We start from the raw sequence: 20,316 nt of genomic DNA on the forward strand, positions 1-20,316 counted from the left end.
AATCTAATTCAGTATTTGTATTTTTGAGTTAATTGAGGTGGCGGTTGCGCGACGTGCAACCGCCACTTCGTCCTGAACGAGCGCACGACTATTCAAGTGCAAAGTACCCACAGCTTGATAACCCGCAACTTGGGTTAGTAAGCTTTGCTCTAGAGGAATCTGATTTTTAGCGTTTCTGATATAAAGCTATAAAAATTGCTTGAACAAGCAATATAGAAGAATTTGAATTGTTGACAAAAAATCTGTCGTTTTGGTCAAATAATTTGTCTCTCTACACTTAATACCGCTGCTACAATAGCCTACATACCGCTTGGGCTGATCGCATAGGCAATTATTAAGTTTTGTGAGGATATAGAGAGTTTTGCATAAAACTCGTATTTCTTAAGCCGAGTTATAGGTAGAAGTTAGATTGAGTGTCATTAACTTCAAACAAAAATTAGACCAAAATAGGTGTAATTAGAGCATTGCTAAATTCAGGTATGAAAATGATTTTGCGTGCTTTCAAAGCCTTTGTAGAGACTAGTAATTCCTAGTCTTAGCACCTAGATTAAGACATTTAATCAGCTATTCAGATTTTAGTTTACTCAATGCAAAGTATAACTCAATCAAAAAGGAAGTCTCTAATGGTTAATACTTTGAATGCTCGTCAAATTACAAAAACAACAAACCGTTTTGTTATTGCTACTGCTGCAATGGCTATTGCTTGTAGTAGCATTGCTTTCACTCCAGTTAATGCTGATGCCGTTATTCGTGACTATTCATGTAGTAAAGGAGGTTTTACAGGCGCAATTAAAATCGATTACAATCAAGGCTTAGGAGGAAGAATAGGCTCAATAATAAGAATCAACTACAAAATTAACAAGGGAAGTAATCGCGGCGGTAATAAAGCAAATGTTACGTATGTTGACAACGGAAATCTACCCGCTACAGTATTTAAAACCGGAGATGCAGGCGTCCAAGATAATAAATGGCGTTACTTGGGTGGCAGCTATTCACGAGGTGGTGGAAATATCTATGTTAAGTTTATTTTTGATAAAAGCTTCGCTGCCGATCCTAGCTGTAAAGTAGATATCTCCAAATATTAAATATGCATTATTCAGAACCTTTATAGAAACGTATTACTGTTACGTTTCTACATTTTTTTCAGCAGATAATTAGTGAAAATTACATCATCAGGGAAGGATTGAACTCATCGAAAAAATCCCTTGCATTTATGTAAGTGTCACCCTAAAAAAGAATAACCACCAACACTTATTAGGGAAACACTCTAACAAAACCCAACGGATGCTCCCTTACCTGACGCATCAACTCTTGAGAAAATATAGAACGAAATATTGAGCGATGGCGTTCCGCCCAGCGTACCCGATCGCAAGATTAATTGCTTTGTAGCAAACTGGAAGGGAAACTTAATTGCCTCTTGTATTTTGGCGATCGTTCCTATGGACTATTGAGAATGTAATTACTTATCCCGATTATCGTCGCCAAGGTATAGGAAAGCGCCTGATACATCATGCGTTCTAATCTGCATGGAGTGACAATTGTTACAAAGTAATGTTCCGAAGTGGAAGGCAAACCAAGGAAGTACTCCAGTTTTACGAAAAAACTCGGTTTACAGCTATTTTCAGGTAAATAGACCATGCAGTAGGGGCGCTAGGCCTTGCGCCCCTACGACAGGTGTGGTTCAAATACATGATTTCTGCTGTAAGAAGGGTATCAAAACTGATTTTGTGGCTACACCAATATCTGACTGAGGTGGTGTTAAGCTTTTTCGTAGCTAAATATATATAGTGCTTGACTTATGTTTTCACAAGATGTAATTTATCAATATTAGATAAAACATCGGTAAATTAATCGGCTTTTAGTATTTTAGCAGGAATGAATATTTTTGTTGTAAATTAACCTAAGTTTAGAGTTAATAGTTTCTGCATAGTATCAAACATTGAAAATCTTCTTAAGATTTATTGATTAAAATATGGGTTTTTCCACAACAAATAATGTAAGGCGAAAAATAAATTACCGATAAATACGACGAAAAAGGGATTTTTAATTTAAAACCAAAATGATATAAGTTTGAATAAAATTTGAATTTTATTGATGAACTACAGGCATTCAATTAAAAGTAGCAAAATTGAGAATATTAGAGATGTAAAAAAACATTACCTTCTCACACTAATATTCATTCAAGGAATAGCGATCGCACTCTTATTCATCAATACAACCGCATTGGCAGCCACAGTCAATCCCTGTCCCCAATGGATGGCGATGATTTCAGGAGGAACGTTCAAAATGGGGTCTGATAATTCCAATTTTGTGGAGGAGCGATCGCCTGGAAATGTAACAGTGACTAACTTCTGTATTGATAAATATGAGGTAACAAATGCACAATTTGGTGAATTTATCAAAGCTACAGGATATCTGACAATTGCAGAGCGTCCCTTATCTGAAGAACAGTTTCCCGATTTACCGGATGAGCAGCGATTACCGGGTTCTTTAGTGTTTGAGATGGCAAAACCGGGTGTCAAGGAAGTTTCCTTTCTGAGTTGGTGGCATTGGACTCCTGGCGCGAATTGGCAACATCCCTTTGGGCCAGACAGTGCAATCGCTAGCAAATCCAACTATCCAGTTGTTCACATAGCTTACGAAGATGCCCTAGCCTACGCCAAATGGTCAGGAAAATCCTTACCTACCGAAGCTCAATGGGAATACGCCGCCCGTGGTGGCTTGGATGGTGCAACATACACTTGGGGCAATGAATATTCTGAACATAGAGCCAACACTTGGCAAGGAATTTTTCCCTTTTTCAACACCAAAGCCGATGGTCATTTGGGCATTGCTCCCGTCGGTTCTTTTGCACCCAATGGTTATGGACTCTATGACATGACCGGCAATGTGTGGGAATGGACTACTGATTTCTTTCAAATCGGACGCGATCGCAAATCCGATCGAATTAATCCTATTGCCTTAAATCAAAGCTTTGATCCCAAAAAGCCCGATGAACCAAAGTTACACGTAATCAAAGGGGGATCGTATCTCTGCGCTCCCAATTACTGTAGCCGCTTCCGTCCGGCGGCGCGGGAGTCAGAATCACCCGATACGGGAACTACTCATATCGGGTTTCGGTTAGTTAAAAATTTGCCTGACAGCACACTACCCATAAATCCAAAATTCCAAATCTAAAATCCAAAATTGTATGACTGATCCTCACAAGAGAGATTCTTTGTATGCATCTGTGAAGTTAACTTCTGGTGCGATCGCGCAGCGTCTCCGAAGGAGAATCGCTTTTTTGAGTGCCCTAACGCTAATATTTTCTAGTCTCTTACCTCTACCTGCTTGGGCGGACTATGGCGACAAATTGCCATTACCCCAACCATCTTTTCAAGGCAAAATTGGCATTACTTACAAAGAATCCGAACCAGACTTCCCCAAACCCATTAAGGCTCCAGAAAATGCACCAAACGTGTTGCTGGTGTTGCTTGATGATGTCGGTTTTGGACAAACCAGTACCTTTGGCGGCGCGATCGATACGCCTAATTTAGACCGTCTAGCAGCAAGGGGATTGCGTTATAACCAATTCCACACTACAGCACTCTGCTCTCCTACCAGAGCCGCATTGCTCACGGGACGCAACCATCATTCTGTAAATACAGGTGTGGTTGAGGAGTTAGCCACAGGCTATCCAGGTTATACTGCGATTTTACCTAGAAGTGCGGCAACGATCGCTGAAGTATTGCGAAATTATGGATATAACACCGCAGCTTTTGGCAAATGGCACAATACCCCAGACTATGAAACCAGTGCAGCAGGCCCATTCGATCGCTGGCCGACAGGTTTAGGTTTTGAGTACTTCTATGGATTTCTGGGCGGTGATACCAATCAATGGAGTCCAGGTTTGGTGGAAAATACCCAACATATTCAAAAACCAAATCGCCCTGATTATCACCTCACCCCCGATTTAGCAGATCGTGCGATTAAATGGATTCGCACCCAACAAGCGATCGCTCCTGATAAACCCTTCTTTACTTACTTTGCCACTGGCGCAACCCATGCCCCACACCATGCGCCCAAAGAATGGATCGACAAGTACAAGGGTAAATTCGATCGAGGTTGGGATAAATTACGCGAAGACATCTTTGCTCGTCAGTTAGCCCTTGGTGTAATTCCCGCCGATACTAAGCTGACTCCTCGTCCGGCAGAACTCCCAGCTTGGGATTCCCTCACTCCCACCGAGCAGAAAGTTTATGCGCGTCAGGCAGAAGTATTTGCAGGTTTCCTCAGCCATACCGATGCACAAATTGGTAGAGTCATTGATGCCATAGACCAACTGGGTGAATTGGATAATACCTTAGTCTTTTTCATCGCCGGCGATAATGGTGCGAGTGCTGAAGGCGGCTTAACAGGTAGTATCAATGAATTAAAAGTTTTTAATGGCGTAGCAGAAAGTCCTCAAGAAATTCTCGCGGCTTTTGATGATTTAGGTGGGCCTAAAACCTTCAATCATTTTCATGCAGCTTGGGCTTGGGCAGTGGATAGCCCCTTCCAATGGACAAAACAAATTGCTTCTCACTTCGGTGGAACCCGCAATGGTTTAGTTGTGGCTTGGGGAGAACGCATCAAAAATCGTGGTGGACTGCGGAGCCAATTCCATCATGTAATTGATATTGCTCCCACCATTCTGGAAGCTGTTGGGATTGAAGAACCAGAGGTAGTCAACGGTGTAAAACAACAACCCATTGAAGGTACTAGCCTTGTTTATAGCTTTGACGATCCTGATGTACCATCCCATCACAAAACCCAGTATTTTGAGATGTTTGGCAATCGTGGCATTTACGATCGAGGTTGGGTAGCAGCCGCCCGTCATGGACGCTTACCTTGGGAGCGTGTCTCCAAAACCACCTTCGATGAAGATAATTGGGAACTATACGATATTACCAAAGACTTCAGTGAAGCCAACGATTTAGCCAAGCAGAACCCTGACAAGTTAGCGCAACTACAAGATTTATTTTTGAAGGAAGCAGAGAAATACAAAGTTCTGCCCTTGGACGATCGCTTACTTCAACGGTTTGATGTCAAAATCCGTTCCAACAGAACCACAGAACGCAATAGCTTTACTTATTACACATCTGTTGCAGGGATTCCCGAAGGTAGCGCTCCCAATATTAAGAATCGCTCCTTTAGCATCACTGCCGATGTGGATGCTGCTTCATCTGGTACTGAAGGCGTTTTAGTCACCCAAGGCGGACGTTTTGCAGGTTGGAGTTTCTTCTTGAAAGAAGGTAAACCCACCTTTGCTTACAACTTCTTCAATAGCAGTAGCACAATCATTCAATCTTCTCAACCAATTGCGATCGGCAAATCCCAAATCAAATTTGACTTTACTTATGATGGCGGCGCTCCGGGAGCAGGCGGTACTGGTAAGCTCTCAATCGACGATCGACAGGTTGCCGAAGGCCGCATTGATAAAACCGTAGGCTATCGATTTGGTTTAGATGGAACCTTTGATGTTGGTCAAGATACTGGCACACCTGCGGTAGATACTTACGAAACACCCTTTGCATTCACCGGCAACTTACAGCAAGTCACCCTGGAATTGAAGTAATAAGGACTGGGCATTGGGGATTGGGCATTGGGCATTGGGCATTGGGCATTGGGCATTGATTATTAATTCTTCTCCCCCTGCTCCCCTGCTCTCTACCCCTCTACCCCTCTGCGCCTCTGCTCCCTGCTCCCCTGCTCCCTGCTTCCCTCCTCCCCTGCCCCTCTGCGTGAGATAAAAAATCATGAACGAAATCTTGTCACTAATCGATAAACTCGCACTTTTCACATTTATCGTGTTCACCATGCTGGGTGCAGGGTTGAGTCTCACCGTACAACAGATTTGGGAACCACTCCGCAACCTCCGCTTAGTTATATCATCGCTGTTAACAAATTTTGTGCTAGTGCCAGTTTTTGTATATTTACTATTGCAAGTAGTACATTTAAGCGAACCCCTAAGAGATGGCTTACTGATTATGGCAGTAGCATCAGGGCCTCCAGCACTACCGAAACTTGCCCATATAGTCAAAGGCAATATAGCTTTCTCGGTGGGATTAATGATGTTACTAATGCTGGGCACAATTTTTTATATGCCGATTGTACTGCCCTTAGTGGTGGAAGGCGTGCAAATTAACTCCTGGGACATTGCCAAACCCTTATTGTTAATGATGGTTAGCCCATTGATTATTGGGTTATTCATCAAAGCAAAATTGAGTGCGATCGCCCCCATTATCCAGCCGATTTTGTTCAAATTATCTAATGCTGGATTGCTTTTAGGTCTAATAGTCAGGCTGATAGTTCACACTAACGATATCATTGGCTTATTACAAACAGGTGCAATTTTCGTTTGTGCTGTTTTCATAGTCTTCTCTTTTAGCGTTGGTTATCTTTTGGGCGGCCCTGGTATCGATACCCAACGAGTGCTAGGAGTAGGAACAGCTCAACGTAATTTTGCCGCAGCATTATTAGTAGCTACAAGTAATTTTGAAGATCCCAGCGTCGTGAGCATCATCATGGTGACGAGTATTTTAATGATGATCGTAGTTCTGATCGCCGGGCCAAAGTTCATAGAACTAGACCAAGGAATGGGTGTAAAGATAGAGCAAGTAAAAGGTTGAAACTCTCCTGACTGCAAAAATATCTCTGTTGCTCATTTTGATAAAAAGTCAGGAGCTTGTTTAGTACAGCTATAGTAAATTGTTGGTTATGTTATTCATTTGAGGGAGAAATTGAGGATATGACAAATATTGCATTGATTGTTGGGGCTGGTAGTGGACTCAGTGCTTCACTAGCCCGTTTATTAGCAAAAGAAGGCTTTACTATTGCTTTAGCAGCAAGGCAAATTGATAAGCTCAAAGCATTATCTGATGAAATTGGAGCCGTCAGTTTTACTGCTGATGCTTCTCAACTAAATGAAGTTGAACAACTATTTACAGATGTCGAACAAAAACTAGGAGTACCAACATTGGTTGTGTATAATCCTAGCTGGCGCGTTCGGGGTTCATTTGTGGAACTTGACCCAGCCGATGTTGCCAAAACACTAGAAATTACTGCCTATGGTGGCTTTTTAGTAGCACAAGCGGCGGCAAAACGTCAGTTAGCTGCGGGTGGAGGAGCTATCTTTTTTACAGGTGCTTCCGCCAGTGTTAAGGGTTATCCCCAGTCTGCACCGTTTGCAATGGGTAAATTTGCTTTACGGGGTTTGGCTCAAAGCATTGCCCGTGAATTGGCTCCTCAGAATATCCATGTAGCCCATTTTGTGATTGATGGAGCAATTCGTTCTGCTACCCGGATAGAACCAGATAATCAACCAGATAGTTTACTCGATCCAGATGCGATCGCTCAAACTTACCTGAACATTTTTCGCCAACCTCGCAATGCTTGGACTTGGGAAGTTGAATTGCGACCTTGGGTGGAAAAATTTTGATTTTCACTCTGCTCTAGATATACATAGCAAAGTAATCATTGTAAATTTCTGTATTAGTCATAACTGTGAGTTCTATTTGTTTCTGTTCTTCATCTGTTGCCGAGCTCGTAGCCTGGTCTAAGCTTTCTTGAGGAATAAAATCACCACAGTATTCATTCGCAGGTACAGCTGCATTCATCTTTTGGGGATAACTCAATTTGAGATTATTCATGATGGTAATGAATTGACTACGACTGCGATCGCTTAATCTGGGATTAAGTCGCTTTTCTTCGCCAATGGTGGAAACAGTACGCCCTTTATAGTCATGGGCAGGATATACCCAAGTATCATCTGGCAAGATGAATAAGCGTTCTGTCACCACATCGTATAAAGTTCCAGGATCGCCTCCCTGAAAATCTGTGCGTCCACAACCGCGAATAAATAAGGCATCACCAGTTAACAGATGGGTTTTGTTCACCAAATATGCTATATGACTGGCGGTGTGACCTGGTGTGGAAATTGTTTCGATGATTACCGATCCCACCTCTAGGATTTCGCCACCCACAAGGGAGCGATCGGCTTTTGTCACAGCAGTATTCTGGGGAACAATCACCTCACAGCCTGTTTTTTGCCTGAGTTTGCCTGCCCCTGTAATATGATCGGCATGGAGGTGAGTTTCTAAACAGTAGCGTAGCTTTAATCCCAATTCATCCAATGATTGCAAATCGCGGTCAACTTGCTCTAATACAGGATCGACTAGAACAGCATCTCCTGTCTGCCGATCGCCAATTAAGTAAGTATAACTACTAGTTGTAGGGTCAAAAAATTGCCGAAATAGGAAAGTTGATTGCGGTATCTCTGCACTGCCATCGCTTAACAAAGGCATCGTTGGAATAGGGCGCGCACGCACTGGTAGCGATTGCAACAACGTCTTAGATAGTTCCTGCGCCTGTCCTCGTAATTCTGGTACAGCGATAGTTTCCCACAAGTCGCCCTTGCGCGGAGTTCCCAAGGTATAAAACAGCGTCGAAACGTTACCGTCTGCTGCATATAATGCACCGTGGGTATCTGTATCTAGTCCTAAACCGATGGCATTGGGGCGAATTAATTTCTGCGATCGCAAATCAGTAATCAGAGGATGAGGCGATCGGCGATAATCTGCTGCTACCCCTGTACAATTCACCACCCGCCGGACATGCAAGATATGATTAGTTTGGGTTTTGCGCCAGCAGACGGTAACAGCCACACCGTCCGACAAAGCTTGATATTCCCGAATCCGCCCAGCAGAGATGGTGAGTTGACCAGAATCCAGCATTTGGGTGACAACATCCGCTACTTGTGGGGCAATGCGGTGACGATGCACATCCCAATAAGGTGTCAAATGACGCAAAAAACGTTGCTGTTCTTCCGTCGGTAGTTTTTGCCAGATTTTCTGAATTATGGGACGCAGAGAATCAATTACTGCTCGCCAGTCGTAGCCTTGGGTAGCCGCAATTTCTACCTCAGCACGCAGCCGACGTAACCAACCGCGTACACTTTTTGGTGAATTTTCTGGGGTTAAGAAGCAGGGATAAGGTTGAGCCGCTTGATGTTTGAGGGGAAATAATCCGCGTCGGGACACAGCATAAATTTTACCGCGATGTTGGCGATCGCTCAGAGATAAAACCATATCCACCATCGTCAGTCCCGTACCAATTAGCAACACAGGTGCATCAGCATCAAGGTCTGCTAAGGCATCGGCTGACCAAGCATTCCGCAGATAATCATCATTACTGTTTGGGTTTTCAATAGCGGGGGGTGCAGAAGGTGAGTTCCCCAATGCCAACACAACTCTGTCTGTGGCAAAACAGCGACCACTACGTAGAGAAATCATTGCGCCTTTTTCTTCAGGCTGTACCCCTACCACTTCATCAGTCAAGCGTTCTAGTCGTACATCATTGGGTGCTGTGGCTTCTGCTTCTGCCAAAACCGCTTGAATGTATAAACCATAGACCTTACGAGGTATGAAGGTACTGGCATTGACTTCTTCTGAAAAAAATACTTTTAACTCATCGCGGTTGTGCTGAAGCCAACGTAACAAATGTCCTGGATCGTGGGCAAATGCACTCATGTTGCCTGCCGATACATTCAACAAATGACAGTTGGTATCCGTGCTGTAGGCAATTCCTTTGCCAATTTGATCGCTACGCTCAATTAGCTTAATGGTGAGAGGTTGACTGGCAGTTTTCAATAAATGGGTAGCAACTAGAGAACCACTAAAACCTCCGCCAACAATCGCGATCATGGTTGAATTCTGGGCAGTTACAAAACTAGGGTTCATAGCGGTCTTAGTTAAAATAAATAGTTACGCCTGTTTCATAAAGTCTATCTACCGGGACTAAATGCATTTCCAACCCAGCTAAAAGAATTAAGACTTGATTTCTTATAAATTCTTATAATACCCTAATTTCAGGCATTAAATACATTTAATTGATATGTTAACCGTAGTTTTGGATTACACAGTAATCATTCCTGAGTAGTAAACGAAATCAGCGATCGCCAAGATGAAATTAATGCTTATATTGAATGCGATCGCCCAGAGATTTCTTTAGAATATTGCCAACAGCTTTGTCACTGCCTCAATCTGCCCAAAGCGATCGCTTTGGCAGTTGAGTTAAAATAGTTTTACCCTACAGCAAACTCTGTATACTGTCGTACATGAGGTGCATGATAAGCTATAACAATGTCTTGTTTCGGCACTCCCTTAGCTGCTAAGTGGTCTGCAATTGCGTCTTCCGTTCCGTCATGTTGCACCCAACTTTTCCCATCGATAATATCAACATGAAGCGCACAGCCATAGATTCGGGTACTGCTATCTTTCCATCCCAAATTGACCAGTTGATAATGATCACACTCGCGATCAAAAATTGTCTGACTTTTGATTAGATCGTTTGGCGATCGCAATTTTGCTCTCTCTACTAGTAACTCCTGAATTAATTGACGATACCAATCTAACTTATCCATTGAGCAACCTCCTGCTTTTCTGTGTCGTACACTAATAACTGAATTTGGTTGCGGCGAATCACGGTTTGAATAAATGGATACTTGAAAAACCGCTTGTAAATATCTAATGGAACTGCCAAGTATAATTGTCTATCTGCTTCCTCTTCCTCCAGAGCAATACGATAATTAATAAATTGTCCAATTGCAATATAAAACTCAGAAATCGTTGAAGCTGATATCTCTTTGTTTTAACTGTGGTGACAGGTGTACAAGCTTCTTTGCATTAAAATTAGCAACAAAAATATCTGTAATTTCAATAGTAAATCTGTTCAATTCTCTTTCCTGAAGCGGCGAGATTGCCTCCCGAAGATCAGAAATGTTGTGAATACGACGACCCGTTTGGCAAGATTGCAGATGCTGATAAAATGCCCCCCAACGGTAATGAGGACTTAAACTGCCCACATCTAGTTTTTTGAGGTAAGGGAATGCTGAATTCAAGATTCTTAAATAATGAAGACTGTTGCGACCATCGGCAACACTCTGTAAATCTGACAAACCATAATAGATCCAGGGAAAATGGACTAAACGGTTGTGTTGGTGTTGGTCAAGTTTCCAGTGATTTACTGAATTGTGGTACAAAGCTTTGTATTGTATTCCAAACAGCTTGACTAGATCATCATCTACTCCAAATATGTGATCTGCTGGTAAATAATGCTCTGTTACTTGTTCTACGGGATAAACAACGATATTGAAACCAGCATTTAGAAAAAATTCCTCTATCTGTCGGCTTGTCCAATATTCTACTTGGCGCTCATAGACAAAGGTTTTGGCTCCCATAAATTGCTACTATGCTAATTTAACTTCGTGTTGGCAGATATCTTATAAATGCTGCCACAACCGAAGATTGAGCGGCATAACTACTTAATTATACGAAAGATTTCCTTATAACTACTCCATTAAAGGTGACTACACGTAATCAGGCTTGATTTTATATAAATGTTTGTGATACTCTGCCTTCACCCACAAACTACAGTTACTTGATAAGTTAACCGTATTTTGTGGTTACACAGTGTGCATCAAACGGGAATCACTCTCTATGCCAAAAGATTGGTATGAATGGCACGACCTATACGACACTGAGCCAAAATTGCAGCAGCGTCTAGAAATCGTGCGAGAATATATTGCTTATAGTTTGAATGCCTCACCAGATGGTGCTATCCGAATAGTGAGTGTTTGCGCGGGTGATGGACGAGATTTATTAGGAACTTTAAAAAATCACCCCCGTGCGAAGGATGTTTCTGCACGACTGGTTGAAATAAATTCAAATCTAGTTGAGCGTGGACGAGCAAATATAGAGTCTTTGGGTTTAGCCAAGCAAATTGAGATTATCAATGGTGATGCAACTCTTGCCACTAACTATGTAGGAGCAGTACCAGCAGATATTGTGATTGTGTGTGGTGTCTTTGGCAATCTTGAGGAAGCTGAACTCAATCGCTTACTAGATAACCTGAGCTTTCTGAGTAAACCGGGTGCTTTTGTCATTTGGACTCGCGGACACTCCAACGGTATTACTTACTCTGACAATGTGCGGAAAATTTTAAGTGCATCTGGATTTGAGGAAGTAAACTTCAAGCTTACGGCTACAGGAGATATGGGTGTTGGTCTTCATCGATACCTTGGTGAAAACTTGGCTGCACCTAAAGAGCAACAGTTATTTGTGTTTTCCGGCATTCCTAGTAAAGCGAGGTAAAAAATGTCAATTCAAAACACAGTATCAACTTGGGAAGAAGTTTTAGAAACTGCTAGAAAAAATACCTCTGCGCGTAGGGTAAAGAGGACAGGACAATCTCCTTCTACTGCACCAATACCCAGCAGTTTACATAAACTTCCTCCAAATGCAGAACCGCCAGTCTTGCTTTATCGAGATACTAATTCCTGGTGTCCTTTCTGCGAGAGAGTTTGGTTTGCTCTGGAAGAAAAGGAAATTCCCTTTGCAACGGAGTTTATTGATTTAAGTAATAAACCTAAATGGTACACTGACTTAGTCCCCACAACCCTTGTCCCAGCAGCCAAAATTGAGGGTAAATTAGTATATGAATCTAAAGATATTCTCTTAGCTTTAGAAGAAAGGTTTCCACATCCAGCATTATTGCCTGAGAATTCAGAGGAAAACGCTGTTGCTAGGCAGTTGGTTGAAGAAGCTGAGACTAACGGTTTTAGAGAGATTGCTTACAAATTCCTGAGAGAAGCACCTGTAGATGCTGATGAATTGGCTAACTTTCAAACAGCATTTGAGGCGAAGTTAGATGAACTTGAGCAAGCTTTGGCTAAATACCCCGGGCCCTACTTTGTCAGTACATTTAGCTTAGTAGACATTCTGTATAGCCCCCATCTAGATAGATTGGCGGCTAATTTCCCTGTGTATCGGGGATATCACCTCAAAGGAAATCCTCGCTTTCCTCGAATTAATGCTTGGTTTGACGCACTTAATCAGCGTCCTGCTTATCATAGAGTGAAGTCAGATAATATCACCAATAATTTACTTTTACGTCGCAGATGGGGTGTAGAACCGATTGGAAATCCTTTACCTCTGGATGTAGCAGATAGTGAAAAAATTCAATATCGAGCCGAAGCAGCTGAGAGATTGAGCGATAATCGGGAAGTTGCGATCGCAGATATTATCAAAAATTCTGGAGTCCAAGCAATAGCCGCAGACGGTGACTTTACCACAGTTAAGGACGCTGTTGATTTTCACCTGCGACAACTAGCTGATTATCTCATTCATGGCAATGGTGCAACTTTACCAGGTGGAAGGACTGGTGGGAAAAATAGCAACGTTGACCCCATCTTCGCTGCTGTGGGTGCTATTACTTTCGCATATTTGAGAAATCGCATCTGCGCTCCTCGTGATATGAGTGCTGGTGCCGCAACGGCGTTTCGCGCTGCAATCGATAAATTGTTGACTTCTGTTTATTAATTTTGTGGGCTTGTTGAAGGTAGGATGCGATCGCACTCACTTGCTCCTATAGCAATGAAATCGAACAGAGTTTGCAATTCCGACGAGTTAGCTGTGACAGGAGCCGAAAACTGAATATCCTACTTGAAGGGGTTTAAAATCTCATATACAACAGGTGTTTGTGTTGGGGTAACAGTCCCCCTTACAAAACGTATAGCACAAGCCTTCGTGGTTAGGACATTAACAGATGATAAAACTTAGACACAACAAGACTTTTCACCCAATCCCCAATCCCCAGTCACCAGTCCCCAGTCCCTTGCTATAACTGTTTAATCATATCTGCAAAATGATTTAGATAAGATTACAATCGGTGGGCTACGTATAAAGTAGTTAAGTAACCTTTAGTAATTTGTCCATTGAACTTGGTATTAATTAATTCAGCGATCGCATCAAAAAAACGCGCTTTTGTAATGCGATCTAAATTTATATGACCGGAGTAAGTATTTAAGAGGTTGAGATAACTTGCACTGTTGTATGTTGTATCCCATCGATAAGAGCGATAGACTACTTCACCAAACAAACCTGTTTGCTCAATCTCAGGTGTTTTATTAGGGACTTTCTGTTCGCGCAAAGGAGGCTCATCGTCTTTAACCAGTTGAGGAGCTAAACTTTGATATAGCTCCTGTACTTCTTCAAAGAAGCCATTACTAGCATCACTATATACGTGTTCATTCCAAAATAGCGCGATCGCAGTTTACACCAGACTAGTCTGGAAGAAGCGATTAGCAGGGCGCGCCAGACCGAGATTTTCACGCAGGGTTGTACCCTCATACTCTTTGCGGAAAATCCCACGGCGTTGGAGTTCTGGCACAACTTTGTCAACGAAATCGTTCAACCCTTCAGGAAGATAAGGGAACATGATGTTGAAACCGTCAGAGCCTTCCTCAAACAGCCATTTTTCCATCTCATCGGCGATGGTTTGGGGCGTACCAACGAAAGCCAGCCCGCCATAACTGCCAACACGTTGCGCCAGTTGTCGAATCGTCAAATTCTCACGTTGCGCTAAGGCTATTACTCTTTCTCGTGAAGAGTGGCCAGCATTAGTCGGTGGGATTTCTGGCAAGGGGCCGTCTGGATCGAAACTCGAAACGTCGTAGCCAAGCGCACCATTTAGGCTAGCAATCCCACTGTCATAATGTACTAGGCTATCCAAATAAACACGCTTTGCCTGTGCCTCGGCAACGGTTTCCCCAACGATGACTAAAGCACCCGGAAGAATTTTTATACTGTCTGGGTCGCGTCCAATTGCCTGCGCCCGTCCCTTAATGTCTGCAAATAAAGCTTTGCCAGCTTCCAAATTACCAGCAGGTGCAAACACAGCCTCGGCGGTTTCGGCGGCTAATTGCCGTCCGGCTTCGGATGCGCCAGCCTGAACGATTACCGGCCAGCCTTGGACAGGTCTAGCAATGTTTAATGGCCCCCGCACCGAGAGATATTTTCCCTGATGATTCAGAACGTGAAGCTTGTCGGGGTCAAAATAAATCCCGGCTTCCACATCTCGAATAAACGCATCGTCAGCAAAGGAATCCCAAAGACCCGTGACAACATCATAAAATTCTCTAGCCCGCCGATAGCGTTCGTCATGCTCTATCTCTTCTTCTAATCCAAAGTTGAGCGCTGCGTCTGGATTGGCTGTGGTGACGATGTTCCAGCCAGCACGACCGCCACTGATATGGTCGAGAGAGGCGAAGCGACGAGCGATGTGGTAAGGCGCGTCATAAGTTGTGGAAGCAGTGGCTACTAAACCGATGTGTTCGGTGACACTAGCGAGGGCAGAAAGCAGGGTAAAAGGTTCAAAAGAAGTGACAGTATGGCTGCGTTTCAGGGCGTTGATTGGCATATTCAGCACTGCTAAGTGGTCAGCCATGAAAAATGCGTCAAACTTGCCTTGCTCTAGTTTCTGGATGAATTTTTTTAGTGCTGGGAAGTTGAAATTACCATCAGGTATAGCCCCAGGATAACGCCAAGCACCTGTGTGTATGCTTACCGGGCGCATGAATGCACCTAATTTTAATTGCTTTGTTCTGCTCATTATCCCTCCGTATCATGTTTAGAATGCAGGGGCGATCGCCCTTTTGTGATAGTTATTGATATAGTCTTTCAATTTGGGATCGACAACCAATTGATTTAATTTTTGGATGTTGGAATCATTTGCTTTTGATTGTACAGTTGCCAAACCCACTGCATAATTTTTGTTAGCAATGCCAATCTCGTCTAACACAATGGGGTTTTGAGATACCTTTGCTTGCACAATGAAGGATGCAGATGTCACAGCTAAATCTAGATCGTCTAAGGCTCTAACAATAGCGTAATTGTCTAACTTCTTAAGATATTTTTGAAATGCTTAATGATATCTTTAACGCTGTAATACTCCCCTGGCTTTTCTTTTAAATTGATGAAGTCGATGTGTTTCAGGTTAGGATTTTGGCACTGCTTTTGCTTTTTTACCTTTGTTTTCAAGATTATTTTTGATATTTAACTAATAATTGGCATAACAGGTACTGAAGAACCTTTTTTAATACTCTTTAGGAAGTTGCGTAATTGATTGTTAACACGTCGGGATGAAACAGTAATGGCTTAATATTTGCAATCATCTCGATAGAGTTTGTGGCTCCTGCCATCTATTTTTGCACCTATAATTAATATACTGTAAATCGGTAAGTTTATAGTAGTATACTATGAGATTTGCATAGGTGAGGATAAAAAACAAGGTGTATCTTCCCAGTCGCCATTTAATTTGGAGGCAAGAATGTCAGCACCACGCTACGGTATTTGGGTATCTGTTGGGGGTAACTTTGGCCCTCTCAATACGCGCCAATAAGTTGACACCTATGGGCAATGCCATGCCCCTATGGTAAATCTATATATATCAGGGTTTTCGTGAATTGAATTTATAAGTAGCATAAAAAAAAGGAGGCAGTTACTAACCACCTCCTGACAAATTAAAGCTTGGATGGACTGAGAAATGCTTTGACAGCAGCCTAGAAACTCAGCTAGCTGCGGCTCAAAAACATAATCAAGACCACTCCCAGGATAATCGATCCACCGCCAAGGATGAATGACCAGAAGCGATGGTAACTGTTGACGATAGTGCCATTTTTGCTCTGGAGTTGAATTAAATCCATCCAAGGCGCAACACCTCGACGGAACCAACCCACAGCCCCAACTTGTTCGCCTATCAAGCTTTGGACTCGCTTCATCCCAAACAGGAAATTGCCGATAGGGCCAAAGCGTGAGGCATAATGCAGATAAAGCATTCCGCTACGATCTTGAATTTTTAAATCGGAACCAAATTTATAACCAGCGTCGCCACGACCAATAAGTTGACCTTCTAGTTTTGCAGGTTGTCCGCGTAACGGACTGGCATAAGGGTCTGACATCAGGGTAAGAATATCGGTTTCCGGTGCTTGCTTGTAATCGGGGAACATCACCAAGGCTTTGATGATAATTCCGATGCCTAACCCAATTACTGGCGCACCCAATACTAAACCTGTGTTTTGCGAACTTGACAACAAAATCACGCCTGTTACCAAGCCAGCGAAGAAACCAATTGTTTCAGCACCGTAGAGTACAACATCTAAAAAGAAGTTGCCGTAAAGTCTACTTTTATTAAGACTTTTACCTTCTCCAATAACTCGCCCCATATCAAACTCAGTTGGTAAACCCAATTGTTCGGCATAGTTACTCAATACACGAACTCGTTTGCCTGTCAAGGGATGAGTGGAATTTAACTCCATCCACCAGCCCCAAGGGTTAAACATATCCCACAGAAAGACGCGACCAATTTTTTGAGTATCAGATGCAATGCGGTAGGCGGTTCCTGTGGAAGCGGCGGCTTTATGGTCATAGATGCCCAAAGCGCGAGTTCCTTCAATTAAACGGCTGGGTTCTTGTGTGCGCGAACCTTCTTCTAAAATTCCGTAGGCAATCTTCACTAAAGCACGGGACAATCCATTGGGATTACCCGTACTTTCGGCTGCAAAGTGGTCAGCAAAATATTCTCGTGTGCGGGAGAGGTACAGCACTAGATAAGTACCGATGACATAAAACACATAAGCAACTAGGGCAGCAGTTTGCATTGCATCTTTAATTTTGCTATCACCACCACCGCGCCCAAATCTTCTGGCTGTGCTGTAAATCAAGTAACAAATTTGCACTAAGGTAGAAGCTACTGTCATCACTGCAAAGTCCCAGTGGACGATGTGCCCCAGTTCGTGAGCGTAAACGGTAGCAATTTCATCGTCATCGAGGTATGTGAAAAGTCCTTGACTGACGACTAGACGGGCGCTGTTCGGCAATGAACCATAAGTAAAAGCTGTGGGGTTTTGGTCGTTAATAATTCCCAAACGCGGCGTTTTTAGCTTTTTTTGCTGACAGATTTGGCGAATAACTTTAGCTGTCTCTGGACTGAAGGTTTCAACTTCTGCCAACTCTACCCAGCGAGTTTGGTAAAGCCAGCCTTGGGTTAAGTCCATGATGAATGGAGATATGAAAAAGGCGGCAATATTAAAAACTAGAGTAATACCAATAGCGATCGCTAATCCTTGGAGTGGATTATCGCTACCCAAAATAAATACTAAGCTCAAACCTAAAGCCAACACCATGCCAAACAGCAAAGTCATGGTGACACCAGAAGCTAACGCCAAACTACCACCCACTCCCCCCATCGCTAATTTCATCCCAGTGGTAACGGCGCGACCAGCTTTTTGGCTAGCTTTAGGTGACGTTTGGCGGAAGGATTGACTGGCTTGTTCTGCCCAACTGCGAACCTGGGGATTTTCACTCATGATTAACTTTTGACACAAGGCCTTGGCTTTTTCGGTTTCGCCTGTGGCTTGATAAGCTTTCATCAGCCACATCTGTGCTGAAAGATAATCTGAGGAATTGTGTTCAGCGCAATCGCGGCAGAATTGTTCGAGTAATTCAGCCGCTTCTTGATAACGTTTTTGGTTTAAGGCATTTAACGCAGATTGCAATGACATAGGATCTCCCTACTAAAGGAGTGGTATTTGATCTATCAATACTCAATAGATCCAGCGATGTCACTGCAATTTCGTAAAAATTTAATTAATAACAGTATAAAATATCTACTTAAGTAAAAGACTAGAGAAACATATATTACTATGTCTCTCTAGCCTGGGGAACGCATAAATCATGTTTAAGACTTTCCAATAAAAGCTGTAATAATACTTATAATATTTTGGCGGCGGTAAACTTACTACCTCTTTTGCCCGTGTTTGATATTTAGAGAATAAATGTTTTCAACCCAGCCTTGCTTCACCCAATCAGAGTAATTATTGATTACCCAAATGGTTCACCCGATTGGAGGAAGACGAATGATGAACATAACCAATACTTTTCGGTTAATGGGGAAAGGGGAAAGGAAAAAGGTTTGAATTTATCTTTCCCCCTTTGCCCTTTAACCTTTCCCCAGACCAAAAGAGAGATTATTGGGTTTATCCGAAAACTATTGGAACATAACCTGAGATTGATAAGATGAGGAAAAAGTAAAGATTTGTACTATGACTATTTTTGATATTGCTTCTCCCCTAATTGCGATCGCCGGACAAACTCGCCAAGCTGCAAGTAAGCTAGCGATTCTCTCCACTGAGGCAAAAAATCAGGCACTTGTGGCGATCGCCCAAGCTTTAGAATCAGCTAGAGATGAAATTTTACAAGCAAATGTTGCTGATTGTAAAGCTGCTACTGCTGAAGGAATTTCCCAACCACTTTATAAACGCTTGGAGTTGGATGAACATAAATTAAGAGATGCGATCGTTGGAGTCCGAGATGTTGGTAAGCTAGCCGATCCAATTGGTAAAGTGCAGATTCACCGCGAACTTGACACTGGCTTAATTCTGAAGCGGATTACTTGTCCTTTAGGTGTTTTGGGGATTATTTTTGAAGCACGTCCAGAAGCAGCGATTCAAATTGTTTCGTTAGCAATCAAATCGGGAAATGGTGTAATTCTTAAATGTGGAAAGGAAGCAGTACGTTCTTGTGAAGCAATAGTTAAGGCAATTAAACAAGGATTATCGCAAACTGCTGTTAACCCTGATGCAGTGCAGTTGCTCACAACTAGAGAAGAAACTCTAGAACTTTTGAAATTAGATAAATATGTAGATTTAATTATTCCTAGAGGTTCTAATTCCTTTGTCAGATTTGTCCAGGAAAATACGCGCATTCCGGTACTAGGTCACGCCGACGGAATTTGTCATCTTTATATAGATAAAGCCGCCGATATTTCTAAAGCAGTTCCGATTACCGTTGATGCGAAAGCGCAATATGCGGCTGTTTGTAATGCAATTGAAACTTTGCTAGTTCACCAATCAATTGCGGGAGAATTTTTACCGAAAGTTGCTGAGGCTTTGCAAGAACGCCATGTAGAATTAAGAGGCGATCGACGCACCTTGAAAATTTTACCTAACATCGTACCTGCAACAGAGATAGATTGGGAAACAGAATACAGCGATTTTATTTTATCGATAAAGATTGTAGATTCTATAGAAGATGCGATCGCTCATATTAACGAATATGGTTCTCGTCATACCGATGCCATTATTACTGAAGATTCAACATCTGTGGAAACTTTCTTTGGACTAGTAAATTCAGCCAATATATTCCACAATTGTTCTACCCGATTTGCTGATGGTTTCCGTTATGGTTTTGGCGCAGAAGTCGGAATTAGTACGCAACAAATGCCTCCCCGCGGCCCCGTTGGTTTAGAAGGATTAGTCACATACAAATATCAAATGACTGGCGATGGTCATATTGTAGCTACTTACACCGGGGCGAATGCTAAAGCTTTTACTCATCAGGATTTAGTGTAAAAGATTCTCACATATAGCAATTCTAAATAAGTCGTGAAAAGTTAGATTCC

16 protein-coding genes and 1 pseudogene are annotated in these 20,316 nt (G+C 42.6%); 9 read left to right on the forward strand and 8 right to left on the reverse strand.

Features of this window, described 5'->3' with window-relative positions:
• Positions 1 to 623 precede the first annotated feature (623 nt).
• The 6 genes from RMY32_RS27560 to RMY32_RS27585 all read left to right on the forward strand — a co-directional run bounded on the left by RMY32_RS27560 (position 624) and on the right by RMY32_RS27585 (position 7,459).
• The gene (locus RMY32_RS27560; protein ID WP_322710713.1) at positions 624 to 1,085 is read left to right on the forward strand and encodes a hypothetical protein; all 462 of its coding nucleotides are present in this window, start codon (positions 624 to 626) and stop codon (positions 1,083 to 1,085) included.
• Positions 1,086 to 1,410: 325 nt separating this feature from the next.
• Positions 1,411 to 1,521 (forward strand): GNAT family N-acetyltransferase, encoded by a 111-nt coding sequence (locus RMY32_RS27565; protein ID WP_409884125.1) that lies wholly within the window; start codon positions 1,411 to 1,413, stop codon positions 1,519 to 1,521.
• A gap of 573 nt (positions 1,522 to 2,094) precedes the next feature.
• On the forward strand, positions 2,095 to 3,177 hold the full coding sequence (locus RMY32_RS27570; RefSeq protein ID WP_409884128.1) for a formylglycine-generating enzyme family protein: 1,083 nt from the start codon (positions 2,095 to 2,097) through the stop codon (positions 3,175 to 3,177).
• Positions 3,178 to 3,190: 13 nt separating this feature from the next.
• Complete coding sequence (locus RMY32_RS27575) at positions 3,191 to 5,596, forward strand: arylsulfatase (RefSeq protein WP_322710715.1); 2,406 nt, start codon at positions 3,191 to 3,193, stop codon at positions 5,594 to 5,596.
• Between the two features lie 181 nt (positions 5,597 to 5,777).
• The gene (locus RMY32_RS27580; protein WP_322710716.1) at positions 5,778 to 6,650 is read left to right on the forward strand and encodes a bile acid:sodium symporter family protein; all 873 of its coding nucleotides are present in this window, start codon (positions 5,778 to 5,780) and stop codon (positions 6,648 to 6,650) included.
• A gap of 119 nt (positions 6,651 to 6,769) precedes the next feature.
• Positions 6,770 to 7,459: an SDR family NAD(P)-dependent oxidoreductase gene (locus RMY32_RS27585; protein ID WP_322710717.1), complete on the forward strand. Its 690-nt coding sequence runs from the start codon at positions 6,770 to 6,772 to the stop codon at positions 7,457 to 7,459.
• A gap of 13 nt (positions 7,460 to 7,472) precedes the next feature.
• Here the strand turns inward: RMY32_RS27585 and RMY32_RS27590 are convergent, their stop codons facing one another.
• From RMY32_RS27590 to RMY32_RS27605, 4 genes are all read right to left on the reverse strand, one after another.
• Complete coding sequence (locus RMY32_RS27590) at positions 7,473 to 9,758, reverse strand: FAD/NAD(P)-binding protein (RefSeq protein WP_322710718.1); 2,286 nt, start codon at positions 9,756 to 9,758, stop codon at positions 7,473 to 7,475.
• Positions 9,759 to 10,102: 344 nt separating this feature from the next.
• Positions 10,103 to 10,441: a XisI protein gene (locus RMY32_RS27595; RefSeq protein WP_322710719.1), complete on the reverse strand. Its 339-nt coding sequence runs from the start codon at positions 10,439 to 10,441 to the stop codon at positions 10,103 to 10,105.
• Positions 10,429 to 10,659, reverse strand: coding sequence for an element excision factor XisH family protein (locus RMY32_RS27600; protein ID WP_322710737.1), 231 nt, complete (start codon positions 10,657 to 10,659; stop codon positions 10,429 to 10,431). Before RMY32_RS27600 ends, RMY32_RS27595 begins: the two co-directional genes overlap by 13 nt.
• A complete protein-coding gene (locus RMY32_RS27605) occupies positions 10,637 to 11,257 on the reverse strand; it encodes a hypothetical protein (RefSeq protein WP_322710720.1) in 621 nt (206 codons plus the stop codon). Before RMY32_RS27605 ends, RMY32_RS27600 begins: the two co-directional genes overlap by 23 nt.
• Before the next feature lie 259 nt (positions 11,258 to 11,516).
• On the opposite strand from RMY32_RS27605, the gene RMY32_RS27610 reads away from it, so the two are divergent.
• Together RMY32_RS27610 and RMY32_RS27615 are read left to right on the forward strand one after the other, a co-directional pair.
• Positions 11,517 to 12,170 carry a class I SAM-dependent methyltransferase family protein gene (locus tag RMY32_RS27610; RefSeq protein WP_322710721.1) on the forward strand — a complete coding sequence of 218 codons (654 nt, stop codon included), beginning with the start codon at positions 11,517 to 11,519 and terminating at the stop codon, positions 12,168 to 12,170.
• A 3-nt stretch (positions 12,171 to 12,173) separates the two neighbouring features.
• Complete coding sequence (locus RMY32_RS27615; RefSeq protein ID WP_322710722.1) at positions 12,174 to 13,397, forward strand: glutathione S-transferase family protein; 1,224 nt, start codon at positions 12,174 to 12,176, stop codon at positions 13,395 to 13,397.
• 340 nt (positions 13,398 to 13,737) lie between these two features.
• On the opposite strand, the gene RMY32_RS27620 is transcribed toward RMY32_RS27615, so the two are convergent.
• The 4 genes and pseudogenes from RMY32_RS27620 to RMY32_RS27635 form a co-directional block, all read right to left on the reverse strand.
• Positions 13,738 to 14,007, reverse strand: coding sequence for a hypothetical protein (locus RMY32_RS27620; protein ID WP_322710723.1), 270 nt, complete (start codon positions 14,005 to 14,007; stop codon positions 13,738 to 13,740).
• 123 nt (positions 14,008 to 14,130) lie between these two features.
• On the reverse strand, positions 14,131 to 15,468 hold the full coding sequence (locus tag RMY32_RS27625) for an LLM class flavin-dependent oxidoreductase (RefSeq protein ID WP_322710724.1): 1,338 nt from the start codon (positions 15,466 to 15,468) through the stop codon (positions 14,131 to 14,133).
• Positions 15,469 to 15,486: 18 nt separating this feature from the next.
• Positions 15,487 to 15,753, reverse strand: a pseudogene (locus RMY32_RS27630) (MetQ/NlpA family ABC transporter substrate-binding protein); the annotation flags it as partial.
• 676 nt (positions 15,754 to 16,429) lie between these two features.
• Positions 16,430 to 18,418 (reverse strand): zinc metalloprotease HtpX, encoded by a 1,989-nt coding sequence (locus RMY32_RS27635; protein ID WP_322710725.1) that lies wholly within the window; start codon positions 18,416 to 18,418, stop codon positions 16,430 to 16,432.
• Positions 18,419 to 18,958: 540 nt separating this feature from the next.
• Here RMY32_RS27635 and RMY32_RS27640 point away from each other — a divergent pair.
• Positions 18,959 to 20,266, forward strand: a complete 1,308-nt coding sequence (locus tag RMY32_RS27640; RefSeq protein ID WP_322710726.1) for a glutamate-5-semialdehyde dehydrogenase — start codon at positions 18,959 to 18,961, stop codon at positions 20,264 to 20,266.
• Positions 20,267 to 20,316: the final 50 nt, after the last annotated feature.

The sequence above is a fragment of the Nostoc sp. ChiSLP03a genome (assembly GCF_034531215.2).
In the GTDB taxonomy this organism is placed as follows: domain Bacteria; phylum Cyanobacteriota; class Cyanobacteriia; order Cyanobacteriales; family Nostocaceae; genus Nostoc.